Annotated in this window: 15 protein-coding genes and 1 tRNA gene; 6 read left to right on the top strand and 10 right to left on the bottom strand. The window is 42.5% G+C overall.

The window, feature by feature from the left end:
• Positions 1-44 precede the first annotated feature (44 nt).
• Positions 45-863 (bottom strand): biotin--[acetyl-CoA-carboxylase] ligase, encoded by an 819-nt coding sequence (locus NSP_RS12950; RefSeq protein WP_006197736.1) that lies wholly within the window; start codon positions 861-863, stop codon positions 45-47.
• Between the two features lie 76 nt (positions 864-939).
• Between NSP_RS12950 and pgeF the strand changes: the two genes are divergently transcribed.
• The 3 genes from pgeF (at position 940) to NSP_RS12935 (ending at position 3538) form a co-directional block, all read left to right on the top strand.
• Positions 940-1710, top strand: a complete 771-nt coding sequence (gene pgeF / locus NSP_RS12945; RefSeq protein ID WP_017804126.1) for a peptidoglycan editing factor PgeF — start codon at positions 940-942, stop codon at positions 1708-1710.
• 65 nt (positions 1711-1775) lie between these two features.
• Complete coding sequence (locus tag NSP_RS12940) at positions 1776-2606, top strand: metallophosphoesterase (RefSeq protein WP_006197739.1); 831 nt, start codon at positions 1776-1778, stop codon at positions 2604-2606.
• A gap of 98 nt (positions 2607-2704) precedes the next feature.
• Positions 2705-3538, top strand: a complete 834-nt coding sequence (locus NSP_RS12935) for a metallophosphoesterase (protein WP_006197740.1) — start codon at positions 2705-2707, stop codon at positions 3536-3538.
• A gap of 683 nt (positions 3539-4221) precedes the next feature.
• On the opposite strand, the gene NSP_RS12930 is transcribed toward NSP_RS12935, so the two are convergent.
• Both NSP_RS12930 and NSP_RS12925 read right to left on the bottom strand, forming a co-directional pair.
• The gene (locus NSP_RS12930) at positions 4222-4827 is read right to left on the bottom strand and encodes a DUF4360 domain-containing protein (RefSeq protein ID WP_006197741.1); all 606 of its coding nucleotides are present in this window, start codon (positions 4825-4827) and stop codon (positions 4222-4224) included.
• 480 nt (positions 4828-5307) lie between these two features.
• Positions 5308-5916: a J domain-containing protein gene (locus NSP_RS12925; RefSeq protein WP_006197742.1), complete on the bottom strand. Its 609-nt coding sequence runs from the start codon at positions 5914-5916 to the stop codon at positions 5308-5310.
• A 31-nt stretch (positions 5917-5947) separates the two neighbouring features.
• On the opposite strand from NSP_RS12925, the gene NSP_RS12920 reads away from it, so the two are divergent.
• The 3 genes from NSP_RS12920 (at position 5948) to NSP_RS12910 (ending at position 8000) form a co-directional block, all read left to right on the top strand.
• Entirely contained in the window at positions 5948-7045 is a 1098-nt protein-coding gene (locus tag NSP_RS12920) for a tocopherol cyclase family protein (protein ID WP_006197743.1), read from the top strand.
• 75 nt (positions 7046-7120) lie between these two features.
• Positions 7121-7194, top strand: a tRNA-Arg gene (locus NSP_RS12915).
• A gap of 278 nt (positions 7195-7472) precedes the next feature.
• On the top strand, positions 7473-8000 hold the full coding sequence (locus NSP_RS12910) for a YdcF family protein (RefSeq protein WP_006197744.1): 528 nt from the start codon (positions 7473-7475) through the stop codon (positions 7998-8000).
• Between the two features lie 389 nt (positions 8001-8389).
• On the opposite strand, the gene NSP_RS12905 is transcribed toward NSP_RS12910, so the two are convergent.
• The 7 genes from NSP_RS12905 to plsX form a co-directional block, all read right to left on the bottom strand.
• The gene (locus NSP_RS12905; protein ID WP_006197745.1) at positions 8390-8683 is read right to left on the bottom strand and encodes a DUF2288 domain-containing protein; all 294 of its coding nucleotides are present in this window, start codon (positions 8681-8683) and stop codon (positions 8390-8392) included.
• Between the two features lie 57 nt (positions 8684-8740).
• Entirely contained in the window at positions 8741-9379 is a 639-nt protein-coding gene (locus NSP_RS12900) for a lysophospholipid acyltransferase family protein (protein WP_006197746.1), read from the bottom strand.
• A gap of 150 nt (positions 9380-9529) precedes the next feature.
• Positions 9530-9922: a hypothetical protein gene (locus NSP_RS12895; RefSeq protein WP_006197747.1), complete on the bottom strand. Its 393-nt coding sequence runs from the start codon at positions 9920-9922 to the stop codon at positions 9530-9532.
• Positions 9919-10293: a DUF433 domain-containing protein gene (locus NSP_RS12890; protein ID WP_173403285.1), complete on the bottom strand. Its 375-nt coding sequence runs from the start codon at positions 10291-10293 to the stop codon at positions 9919-9921. The genes NSP_RS12895 and NSP_RS12890 overlap by 4 nt, the downstream gene beginning before the upstream one ends.
• A gap of 66 nt (positions 10294-10359) precedes the next feature.
• Positions 10360-11241, bottom strand: coding sequence for an ACP S-malonyltransferase (gene fabD / locus NSP_RS12885; protein ID WP_006197749.1), 882 nt, complete (start codon positions 11239-11241; stop codon positions 10360-10362).
• Between the two features lie 141 nt (positions 11242-11382).
• Positions 11383-12375, bottom strand: coding sequence for a beta-ketoacyl-ACP synthase 3 (locus NSP_RS12880; RefSeq protein ID WP_006197750.1), 993 nt, complete (start codon positions 12373-12375; stop codon positions 11383-11385).
• 126 nt (positions 12376-12501) lie between these two features.
• Positions 12502-13527 (bottom strand): phosphate acyltransferase PlsX, encoded by a 1026-nt coding sequence (plsX, locus tag NSP_RS12875; protein WP_006197751.1) that lies wholly within the window; start codon positions 13525-13527, stop codon positions 12502-12504.
• Between the last annotated feature and the right edge of the window lie 177 nt (positions 13528-13704).

Genomic DNA, 13704 nt, shown 5'->3' with positions numbered 1-13704 from the left:
TGTCAGTGGTTTGTCTTGCCCAAAGAGCTAAATTTTGAACAAACCTATAATAAAACAGAAGATTTAGAGTAACCCAAACTGATTGTACCGGGTTCGACATAAATTTCTGGTGTTTTTATCTCAGTTGAATCATATGTTTCCAAAGATACATGAAGATTTCCCTGAGAAGTTACGCCAACTACAGTGCCTAAAAGGTTATTGATATATACCTGATCCCCAATATTTATCAATAAATCTAAATATCGAGACAAGAGTACACTTACTCCTTCTTGGCACAGACAGTCTATACCGGATTCTATTCCCAGTACAACTGTGTTCGTGAGCATTTCTAGACAAGAGATAGCCTTAGTAGGCTGGGAAGCTTGCCAAGTTTCGAGATTGATGCCAGTATCGGGTACTGGGTTAGCCCAGTTAATGCCGACACCAATCACTGCTTGTATGATCTGTCCATTGTGGACTTTTGTTTCGGTTAAAATGCCACCGAGTTTGCGACCATACAACACTAAGTCATTGGGCCATTTAATGCCCACGCTTACGCCGCACTGTCGTAATTGTGCAGCAATTCCCCAAGCACTAGCTAACGTGAGCTGATAACTATCAGTAGCTTCTAGTTTAGGAACAATACCCACCGAAAGATATAGTCCCCCGGTGGGAGAAATCCACTGACGACCCCATTGTCCTCTGCCAGCAGTTTGCTGAGTTGCAATTACGATAGAGTTTTTATCAGCCCCTTGTTTGAGCAAGTCCCACAGGGTCTGATTAGTTGAAGGAACACTTTCAAAAATATGTAGGTATTTTGGTAAATAAGTATACCTATTTCCCGATTCCAGAGCAGTTTCCCAGAGTTGCAGATCAAATCCCACAGCAGTTAACCGAAATCCCGTTGTTCAAGTTAGCATTAATTGATTGATTTTGATTTCTGTTTAGGTTTGGTTCAAGATGCACACTTGGCACTGGCATAATTGGCAAGGACTACCTTATCTTACTTGTAGTCTCCTTAAAGATTGGCATCACGGCTTTTTTACTCAGCAGTTTTGGCCGCGATCGCCTGAAGATTTGACAAAGTTTATGCACCCAGAAGCATCAGCATATCGTTTGCAGCAGGTACATGGCAATATAGTTCTCACCCCACAAGAAATTGAGAGCCAGACAAGGACAGAAGATTCTGGCTTAGTTCCGGGGGATGGTTTAATCAGCCAACAGCCACTACAAGCTCTCTGGGTAGCTAGCGCCGATTGTACACCTGTATTGATTGGCGATGTCAAAACTCGACAAGTAGCGGCATTACACGCGGGTTGGCGGGGGACTGCGGCGAAGATTGTTCCCCAGGCGATCGCCCGACTACGAAATCAGGGTAGTCAACTGGATGACTTACGGATTGCTATGGGACCAGCCATCGCCGGTGAGGTTTACCAAGTTTCTCTGGAAGTAGCGGCGGAAGTTGGTGCTAGCATTACACCCCATACAGAAGAACAGCAGATTATCGATGCTTTGCATGAGTTACCAAATTCACCCTTATTAGCAGATCCCGACCCAGGAAAAGTCAGGTTAGATGTGCGAAAAGTCAATGTTTTGCAACTGGAAAGTTTGGGTATTACCGCCGAACAAATAGCGATCGCTCCTTACTGTACTTACCAAACCCCAGAATATTTCTTTTCTTATCGTCGGGAGCAACAGAAAAAAATTCAATGGTCAGGAATTGTCATGTGAAACAATTATGCGATGCTTTTTTAGCTAGACTGTAAGGTCTATAATTGAAGTTTAATCAAGACATTATGCACTGGTTGTTATCTGGACCGTTGAGTATAGAGAGATTAACGGTTAAGATTGCGGGTTTGCCGGCATCTTTAGAAGGTAAAAAATTGGTGCAGATGTCAGACTTTCATTATGATGGTTTGCGACTGTCAGAAGAAATGTTAGAACAGGCGATCGCAATTAGCAACCAATTAAAACCAGATTTAGTTCTATTGACTGGCGACTATGTAACTACAAGCACCGAACCCATTCATGACCTAGCTTCACGACTCAAACAGCTAAAAAGTCAGGCAGGGATTTATGCCATATTGGGTAATCACGATATATATTACAAACACTCAAAAAGCGAAATTACCAACGCCCTAACTAGCATCGATATTAACGTTCTATGGAATGAAATCGCCTATCCTTTAGGAGAAGATTTACCATTAGTAGGATTAGCGGATCGTTATTCACCAGAATTCAATCCTACACTAGTAATGAACCAACTAAATCCTGACATACCTCGGATTGTCTTATCTCATAATCCTGATACGGCGGAGTTATTACAAGGGTGGCGAGTAGATTTGCAATTGTCTGGTCATACACACGGTGGCCAAATTGTGATTCCCGGACTAGGGCCTATATTAGTTGGCTACAAGAAAATTCTGCAAAATGTACCTCAGAAAGTACGGTATCGCTTTCCCTGTTTGCGAAAAAACTACTTGATTATCCGTCATTGGGAATGGTCGCAAGGTTTACATCAAGTCGGAAACAATCAGCTATATGTCAATCGTGGTTTGGGAACTTATTTCCCAGGACGTTTATTTTGTCCTCCTGAAGTTACAGAAATTATCCTCCAAAAGGCATAGTTTATCAAAACTAACCATTAATTTTTGGCACTTATTCCAGATGTATTTTAATTTTTGATAAGCTGTAAACACTGGTATGAGGAGTCTTGTACTGCACTATGCACTGGTTGTTTACGGGACGTTTAAGAGTAGATAAAATAACGGTTAAGATTGCGGATCTACCACAATCTTTACAAGGTACAAAGCTGGTACAGTTGACAGACTTTCACTATGATGGTGTAAGAATTTCTGAAGAACTTTTAGCACAAGCGATCGCTGCTAGTAACGAAGCTGAACCTGATATAATTCTATTAACTGGCGACTATGTAACCGACGATCCTACACCAATTCACGAGCTAGCTTTACGACTGAAACATTTACAAAGTCGCTGTGGTATTTATGCCGTCCTCGGTAACCATGATATACATTACAAGCACTCAAAAACAGAAATTACATCAGCCCTTACTAGCATAGGGGTTCATGTCCTGTGGAATGAAATCGCCTATCCATTGGGACAAGAATTACCAATAATAGGACTAGCTGAGTATTGGTCACGGGAATTTAACCCCGCACCAGTTATGGATATACTCAATTCTGATATCCCCCGCATTGTTTTATCCCATAACCCAGATACTGCCAAAATTTTGCAAAAGTGGCGCGTAGATTTGCAACTATCTGGACATACCCACGGAGGTCATATTGTACTACCAGGACTTGGCCCAGCAATTTTTCATTATCAAAAGCTGCTGAAACAACTTCCTAAAAAACTGCGACGTTGGGAACCATTATTATTAGGAGACTGTGGGAAAGTAGTGAAATATTGGGAATGGGCAAAAGGTTTTCATCAAGTGTCAAACAATCAATTATACGTCAATCGCGGCTTGGGAACTTATCGTCCAGGACGTTTATTTTGTCCACCTGAAGTTACTGTAATTACCTTAGTTAGCCTATAATTATTTACTTAGATATTTGTAAACCGCCAAAAGTTACGATGGAAAAGTATCAGTCAATACCTTTCGGTTAGGGGATGTAGAGACGTTCCATGGAACGTCTCTACAAGGGTTTTCGGATCACGAATTTGCTTAACCGAACAGTATTGAAGTATCAGTAACCTACGGCGGCTTATTAAACTGGCAATTTTTCGAGAAGATTTAAAAAACAGGGTCAACTAACTCAAATAATGTGGACAATTTTCGCAATCGTTTATCTCAAAGTTGAGCATCCTTACTTCCGATAAACAGGCATCTCTACTGTAAGTTCAAAAACCTCCAAAAACATCAATTAACTCAACGCTGCAAAACTTTTTAGAGGATGCGACAATTGAAAAATGATTGCGCGGTGATTAGAGCAGGAGGTACAGGCTCTAACTTCAAGGTTTTTGTTTAATTAACTCTTAACCTGTTTGTACCTTGGTCTTAATTTAGCATCCTGTATTTCATTTGGGTGAGATGTTTACCAAACTTGAACAGCATTAATTTGTTGTAATATTTGGAGTAACTTTTCTTAATATTGTGGTGTATTCGTGAACCACCCTGGATGAGGACTTACGCGAAAAATTCCCTCAAATCTGATTAATTTCTCCCCTCTGTGGTATTTTTAGCCTCCTGGAGTTCACACAGAGGCCAGTTAAAACTGATTACTGACATCTGCGATATTTAATGTGATAAACCAAACCACGGTGCGCCAAATCAAAGGAATCAACAGTGGCTATACCTTTACCACTGGCGCGCATGGCCGCATTCACCCGCATATTCAGACTATCCCCACAAGCTGACCAGACATCAGCCATAGTTGCTAATTGATCTCGCACATTGTAATCAGTTTCACCTGTGAAAGTCCGGGAAAACACTGGGCCACGCTGACCAGCAAAAAAGTATTCTGCTCTGAGTTGTCCAGTTGTCTGAGTACTCACATAGCCCCGATAATCAGCATCATAGAAAGAAATTTGAAAACCTTGGGGTACTTTAATTGGAATAGTCAAATTACAGCTTTTACGACGTTCCCTGACGTTGTTCCCTTCAGCGATAAATTTGTCAAACAGAATACTTAATTCTTGACCATCGGGGCTAACTGTGACGCTAGCAGTACCAGCAGGACAACCGTTACCACCATACTCTCCACCAACAATTTCAACTCGGTTTTGAGCAAATGCAGGAGTGATAAAACTCGTTATCAGGGTAGCAGTAGCGAGGAAAGCTGGTAACAATTTCAGAGATGTTTTCTGCAAGTTTTGAATATTCATAATTCACATATCGCTGTGGTGATTGTTAGTAATTGTCTACAATTCCTTTTGGCGTGATTTCGTAAAACTAAAAATATTTTTTTGTGATGAGAAAATATTTATGATTTTTGAGTTAACATACTCATGCAAGCATTGCAAATACTTGAGCAAAATTTCCGAATTTTTGGGGATGTTTTCCGGAAATTAAACATCATTCACCTATCGCAATCATCTAGGCGCTTTATCAGGACTTACGCAAAATTATGGAAAAACGAACCACGAAGGACACGAAGGACACGAAGTTAAGAAGGTTTCAGAGAGTTCTTGCGTAAGTCCTATTTATATTAAAAAGGGTAAATTGAAGACTGAATGTGTATGTTTTTTTTGTTTCTAGGATTGGCGAGAAATCTCTCTATTATAATTAAAAGCCATATGCATAAATGCATCTAAAAGTCAAGCTATTGACTCATGGTCTAGAAGCGATCGCACAGATAAGAAACATCAACGCCTATTTAGCCTCAGCAGTCTTTTGATTTTCTGACACCATCTCGATAACAGAGATTTCCTCCGGAATACAGGCTTATATGACCTTGACCACCTGGAATACTGGGCTTCATTGCTCCCACCCTGTTCTAAGTATGCGGCTTTATTTAAATCTGAAGCGGCTCGATATTCAAACCCCAGTTGAGAACAAACGAAGCCTCGATATTTGTATGCTTCAACGTAGTGAGGATTAAGACGAATGGCTTTGGTAAAATCGGCGATCGCCTCCTCATATTTTCCTTCATTAGCATTCTCCACGCCGCAGTTATAAAAACTTTGTGCATCCCAGCGCTGGACAGATATGTTTACCTGATTGGTTGACGTATTTGTCGGCGTAGCAGAGGGCGCACTTTCAGTATTTAGCTGTTGAGACTTAAGATTGTTGTAAGCGACATTGATTTCTTTGATTTTTTCCTCCGCTTCCTGTTTTTCCCGTGGGTCAAAAAAGCGATCAGGATGCCAAATCTTCACCAACTGACGGTAAGCTTGCTTCACCTGTCCTTGTGATGCACCGGGTGTCAGTCCTAAAATTTCATAAGCATGATTTATATCAAGGCGATCGCTCATACTGAAAGAAACAGGCAACTATATAGATATTATGTTAACTATTCCCCTAAATCTTCTTCAATCAACCCAAACGCCTCATAGTGGATACCATTGGGATGGTAGTAGTCGCAGCTTCTTTGAAGGTTGGTATTATCGCGTAACTTTACCCCATTGTGGTCAAACCTTCGCCTTCATGTACTCCATAGAAGACCCCATTGGTAGTAAACCCTATAGCGGGGGTGCAGCGCAAATCCTGGGGGCGAATGATGAGTATATATGTCGTACCTTTCCTGATGTCAAAAAATTCTGGGGTAGTCCAGATGTTCTGGGATTAGGTCATTGGGGTAAAACCGACCTCCACACCCCACCTTTATATCTCCTCCCGAATGAATTTGAACGTCATATCCAATCCGGCTATCAAGCCACAGCTACCTTAAATCAGGGGGAAATTCACGATCCTGCAACTGGTAATTATTGCCGTTGGCTGTACGAAATTCAGCCCATATACTATTGGGGAAATCAAAATAGTATTCAGCAATCAACCGCCGGCTGGGTGTCATCCCTACAAATTTTTGAACCTGGATGGCAAATTTTAATGGCTCACGGTTTAGCCAGTGGTTCAATTGATTGGAATGGTAAAATCTATGAATTTACTAACGCGCCAGCTTACTCAGAGAAAAATTGGGGCGGTGCGTTTCCGCAAAAATGGTTTTGGTTAAATTGTAATAGCTTTGATGGCGAACCCGATTTGGCTTTAACGGCTGGCGGTGGTAGGCGTGGTGTATTGTGGTGGATGGAATCTGTCGCCATGATTGGTTTGCACTATCAAGGCAAGTTTTATGAATTTGTTCCCTGGAATGCCAAAGTAGAATGGGATATTCAGCCCTGGGGTAGATGGCAAATGCGAGCAAGAAACTTAGATTATGAAATTGAATTGACCGGAACCACGCATTTACCTGGTACACCCCTACGTGCGCCTACAGCAAATGGTTTAGTATTCTGTTGTCGGGATACCATGCAAGGAAAGTTAGATTTGGAGTTACGAAAATTAAGTAGCGGAAAATCTTCAACAATCCTCAAAGCAGAAAGTTCTCTTTGTGGTTTAGAAATAGGCGGCGGTTCTTGGGATAATTCTTGGCATTCTAAGTGAAACAAGAATCCTCGAAATTATATTTCGGGAAGTGTCAATGCTATGATAGTATGTGCTTGCATATGCTTTGTAGTTGGGGCTGTAGCTCAGATGGATAGAGCGAGCGCCTCCTAAGCGCTAGGTCGCCGGTTCGAGCCTGGCCAGTCCCGTCCCCAAAAAAACAATTTTATGACAAAGGAAGTCGGAAGTGTTTGATGATTTTTCCGACCCAGTGCCTGATATTGCATCAATTGCGATATATCCTGTTAATACACCTTTGACTGTGTATTAAATAAAAGTATCAGTTCATATTTGGGTAGTTTTTTACAAAATCTGCTACCCTACATAGTTGTTTATCTTTTTTTTCAGAGGAAATCCTGGACTCAACAGACGAAAGTATAGAGCCTTGAAAAATCATCTATTATTTAAAGGTCATTCATTTCGGTTTATGGTTTTCGCCCTACCTCTATTAATGTGGCTGGGATACCAGGAATCGAAAATCGAGGAATTGCCACCCCAAGCGGTATTAGTCTTGGGCGGTTCTACGTCACATTTAGAACGAGAAAAGTTTACAGCTAATTTTGCTCGCCAGCATCCAAGTTTACCAATTTGGATTTCTGGTGGTAGTCCACCTACATTCACTGAGAAAGTGTTTGCCAAGGCTGGGGTTGATCCTAAACGATTACGACTGGATTATGAGGCTGTAGATACTGTTACTAATTTTACTACATTAGTAGATGAGTTGCAAGCTCAAGGTATTAAGAGTGTTTATTTAATTACTTCGGAATTCCATATGCGCCGCGCCCGTGTGATTGGCGAGATAGTTTTAGGGAGTCGGGGTATTCAATTAAAACCTGTCGCAGTACCTTCAGAAAATATGCGTGAACCCGTGGATAAATCTATCCGTGATGGAGCTAGAGCTTTAATTTGGGTAGCGACTGGTTACACGGGTGCAGAACATATGAGAAAGCCTTGAATGGGGGAATGGGGATTGGGTATTGGGTATTGGGTATTGGGAAAATTCGGATGGGGTTTGTAACTCAACCCAAATGTTCACTGCGGTACTATTCTGCTATATAAAACCTAGACAAAACTAGACTTTACTTTCTACTTCAACGGGAGCATGGGAGCAGTTATCCCTCAGTAGACTTTCACGCCTTAGCCAGACGCGATTGTGTTCCAATTAAGTTTCTGAAAAAGACTACCACCATCATTGCTTGGTTTTCGCGTCGGCAATAGTCTCAATTCAATACTTGATATCACCGTATTATATATCAAGTAGTTGATTTTTTCCTAAAATATATATTGATTTTTGTCAATATAAGTATAGTTTTGTCTATGAAATTGTCAACTTAGGACTTGCTCTTATGGGGTCATTTCTTGGATTAGAACATAGGGCTGAATAATCAGAGTTTGAAATCGCTTGGTGCGATCGCTATTCCAATTTCCCAGTTGTGTCTCTGAAGGTTTAGCCATTAATCCCTGATCAATCCATTGTTGCACTGATGGAATTTGATCACTGGCGATCGCCACTCCCACATCAAGCAAGTCCAAATCCTGTGCTACCACAATCACCGCATCCCTTTGTACATGAGGAATTAGCCAATCCCACTCAGCCTCATCCAGATTTTCTGTTAGTTCTGTTCTTAAATCCGACATAATTCCCCGTCTTGATTCGTCTACGACCGATTTTATATCAATAGTTGTTGCTATTTCTTAACGTCCTAAATCATGCAACTGATTAATTGCTGTCGCACATTGATGTGTCACAGCTTGTAATTCTTCTTTATTAGTAGAACTGGGCGCATCAATTAATTTCCCAATGCGAATAGTTAAGGGAACAGCACGAGGTAGAGCCGAGCCTTTTTGTAATATCTTCTCAGAACCCCATAAACTCACCGGCAAGAATGGTGCTTTAGCCTTCGCCGCCAGTAGTGCAGCCCCTCTTTTAGGATCAGTAATTCTACCATCTGGAGTGCGAGTACCTTCTAAGAAAACACCTACAGCCCAGCCATTATCAAGATAGTCCAGGGCGGCGCGGATAGAATTTCGGTCAGCACTCCCCCGACTCACCGGGTAAGCACCATACAATTTAATTACTTGCGCTAAAACTGGGACTTCAAATAACTCTTCCTTAGCCATGTACGCCACTGGACGACGTACACAATTAGAGACAATCGGCGGATCAAAATAACTAGCATGATTACTCACCACCACTAATTTCCCTGATTTGGGGACATTTTCCACTCCATAAATTCGCCCCCGAAAGTAAGCATGAAGCATAGGGCTGACAATTGACCACTTAAAAGCGTGGTACAGCGCCAGACTAATCAAAGGTTCGCGTTCTCTGGTCACGGAAGATAATTCAATTTATTTGATTCAAATTTAGCATAAGCGATCGCGATCGCTTTTGATCAGTCAGTAGAGGTAGGTTTAGCTTGTTTACCAACTATTCAGGTGCGACAATGACATATTCTAGGCTAGTGGCTAAGTTGCATCTTTGTATCAAGGAATAAAGATTCTACCTGCTCCCATATAGTTTTCAATATCTAATAAAATATCGACTAGACGAACAGCGCATTTTTCCCGATAACCACGCTCATCTAATCGGTCAGGATTTCCAATAGTAAGAATTGGGAGAGAATTAGCTGTATTATTCTCACGAATCATCTGCTCTAATGAGTCAGTTCCTTTCATATTTCGATTAGCTGTAATCAAAATCATGTGGTTTGCTTGAGCAAATTGCCACACAATTCTGTCACTACTATCCGTTGGTAATTCAACTTGTTTAAATGTGAAAAAATGAATTGACAAAAGTTCAATCCAACCTTCAGCCGCAAGTGTTCCCCAGAATAAAACAGCATCTCCTGTTAAGTTGTAGTCAATCAAAAAATTCATGATAGGGATGCAATGCGCTCTTTCCAAGATTGGAGTTTTGCGCGTAAAGCTTCCTGACCGACTTTATTCGGCATAGCTGCAATTGTGGCAAATCTTTCGCGGTTTTTCTCTTGCCAATATTGTCTAATTTCTTCTCCTTTTTGGATAAAATCTTGATAATCGGCTGCCATTTCTGCACTATGAGCTTCTATGTAGGCTAAAGCCAAATTCACCTGCTCATGATTTAGTCCCAGCTTTTCACAAATCAACTTGGATGGATATTCGACTTTAAGATAGTCCATCACATCGTATAACGTAATACGTGTTCCGGCAATTATTAGTCCTCGTTCTGTACGAATAATACTTGGTTGTCCATTGGATACGCTTGTCATATCCATGATCTCCTAGAAGTTATCTGACCTGATCCTATTCAATTTTGAATGAACTTGCCCAATCATCTAAACTGGTAATTCCGCAGCATTACGAACATTTTTCAAGGTTAAATCAGGAGTGGTGCGTTTAATCAAATTAGTTAGCACATTACCAGGGCCAATTTCCACAACTTCCTCAATACCTTCCGTTGGTAATTGCAGAGAAATTTCTCGCCAGCGTACTGAACCGGTCATTTGTTGGCTGAGGCGCTGCTTGATAATTTTGATATCAGTAGATGGAGATGGATTTACATTAGACATTACTGGTACAACAACTGGCTGAAATTCCACTAATTCTAAAATATCTTGGAACTCCGCCGCCGCAGCTGCCATAAAGGGTGAGTGAAATGCTCCAGAAGTTCTTAAGGGTATAGCACGTTTGGCTTTCACTTGAGACATAACTTCTCGTACAGCTTCTGGAGTACCAGAAATGACCACCTGACCTGGACTGTTATCATTGGCCAAAACTGCATCTGGTGTCTGAGCCAGAACGTTTTCTAACTGTTCACGGTCAAAGTTCATCAAAGCCGCCATCATTCCACCTGCGGCGCTATCCATGAGTTCCGCCCGACGCTTGACTAGGTGTAACCCAGCCGACCACTCAAACGCACCTGCAATGTAAAGGGCGATGTATTCACCCAAACTGTGTCCAGCCACTACATCTGGTTTATGTCCCCGTTCCCGGAGGATATCAGCCAGGATGCTTTCTACTACATAAAGACTGGGCTGTGTATAGAGCGTCTGTGATAACTTTTCTTCTTCGTTTTGACATAAGTCTGTGACAGACCAGCCCAAAATCGCTTCGGCTTGAGCAAATTTATCTTTGGCGGTTGGTATATCTAATAAGTCAATTCCCATTCCCAGCGCTTGAGAACCTTGTCCAGGAAACACCCATGCAGTTTTAGTCATTTGTCCTTAGTCATTTGTCCTTAGTCATTAGTCATTGGTCATTAGTCATTGGGAAATTAAAATCTTTTCCCCCTGCTAGAAAGCTCCCTGCTCCCCTGCCTCTTTCTCCCCCCTGCACCCTGCACCCTGCGCCCCTGCCTCTTATCTTCCCCATTGAAATATGGCTGCGCCCCATGTGAGTCCAGCACCAAAGCCAGATGCAGCAATGATGTCGTTAGGTTTGATTTTGCCTGAGCGCACGGCTTCATCTAGGGCTAGGGGAATGGAGGCGGCGGAGGTATTGCCGTAATTGGCGAGATTGCTAATTACTTTGTGTTCGGGAATATTTAGGCGTTGGGCAACGGAATCAAGAATCCGTTGATTTGCTTGATGCAAAACTAGCCAGTCTATTTGGTCAACAGTCAGATTTGCTTGAAATAAGGCTTTATCAATAATTTCTGGGACTTTCTGCACAGCAAAGCGGTAGACTTCTTTGCCGTTCATGGTTATGGGCTGATAAGTACCTTTAGTGATGTTTACGTCTGGGAGTAATTCTTGGGCAGAAGGGGCATAAGCGAGATTCAGGTAGTGGTTTTGTGTACCATCACTTTTGAGGGAAAATCCTAATAGGCGATCGCTTTGATTTGCTTGCAATACTACCGCCCCAGCACCATCGCCAAACAACACACAAGTCCGCCGATCTTGCCAATCTACCCAGCGAGAGAGGATATCTGCCCCAATTAAGAGTACATTTTGGTAGACTCCTGTTTTGATATATTGGGCAGCTGTGACTAGCCCAAAGACAAAACCAGAGCAAGCAGCTGTCAAATCAAAGGCGACTGCGTTGGTTGCGCCTAATTCAGCTTGAATTTGACAAGCACTGCCAAATAAATCATCTGGGGTGGATGTCGCCAGCAAAATCAAATCAAGGTCTGTGGCTTTAATTCCGGCAGAGGCGATCGCTTGACTACCAGCATCAGCCGCGAGGGTACTCAAAGACTCCGATGGTAACGCCAAACACCGTTGACGAATTCCCGTTCTTGTGGTAATCCACTCGTCTGAAGTTTCTACCAGGTCAGTCAGCGCCTCGTTAGTGAGGCAAGTTTTTGGTACTGCCGAGCCGCTTCCTGTAATTGCTATGCCTAACTTTTCCACTCCTCGTCTCCCCAGCTATAAGCATTTTAGTCATTAGTCATTAGTCATCAGTCATTAGTCATTAGTCATTTGCTATTGACCAATGACCTTTTTCCAGCTATTGATCGCTAGTTTTGTGGCTAATGCCTAACTAGTTTCCTGCTCTAGGATTTCATATTGGGACTGAAGTCTTTGCAGCACCTGATTGTCTACAGCTTCCTTTGCTGTGCGAATGGCATTAAAAATAGAAGGAGCTTGAGAGCTACCGTGACCAATAAAACAGACTCCGGCAACACCTAAAAGCAATGCACCACCATGTTCTGCGTGATCCATGCGCTGTTTAACTCGCTTCAGATTAGGTTTTAAAATTGCCGTCCCGATTTGACCGTGCAATCCTTGGGGTAATTCTTCCCGCAAAATTTGCAAAATCACTTCACCCACTGCTTCGGCAAATTTTAATAACACATTGCCCACAAAGCCATCACAGACAATCACATCAAAGTTACCGGAAAGGACATCACGCCCTTCAGCATTACCAATAAAATTAATTTGGGAATTTTCCCTGAGTAGTTGGTGGGCGCGCAGTGCTACTTCATTACCCTTAGTGTCTTCTTCCCCGATATTCAACAAACCGACATCAGGCTGAGGAACACCCAATACATACTGGCTATAAGTTGACCCCATGACAGCAAACTGCTCTAAAAACTTAGGGCGACAGTCTACATTGGCACCAACATCAAGTATCAGTACTGGTTTACCAGCTTTGATTGTGGGAAAAACCGTGCCAATGGCTGGGCGGTCAATTCCTGGCAATCGTCCGAGGCGAAGCAAAGCTGCTGCCATAGCTGCCCCAGAGTGTCCCGCAGAAAACACGGCATCTGCCTGCTGCTGCTTGACTAAATCCATTGCTACATTAATAGAAGCCTTGCGTTTGCGTCTGACTGCATTCAAAGGCTCCTCATCCATTGCGATCGCTTCCTCAGCAGGAACGATCTCCACCCGCTCCAAATTAGTTTTTGGGGGCAAGGCGGCGGCAATTTGTTGGGGATCACCAACTAACAATACTTTCACACCCAATTCTTCACTTGCGCGTATTGCGCCAGCAACGATTTCACCGGGTGCATGATCCCCTCCCATTGCGTCAATTGCTATCCGTACACCAGTCGATCCCATTGCTTAGAGCTACTAGAAACCTTACAAATTTTACCAGATGCCTTTGCTCAAAAACCGGCAGTTTCTCACTACCGTATTAGTCTTGTGACTATTGCAACATATTTTATTAAAAAAACACCTGTTGGGGATTAGGGAGAAGAGGAACGGGGGCAGGGGGCAGGGGGGAACGTTCGTTAT

It is taken from the genome of Nodularia spumigena CCY9414 (assembly GCF_000340565.2).
Classification (GTDB): domain Bacteria; phylum Cyanobacteriota; class Cyanobacteriia; order Cyanobacteriales; family Nostocaceae; genus Nodularia; species Nodularia spumigena.
This window is presented reverse-complemented; position numbering and strand designations above follow the sequence as displayed.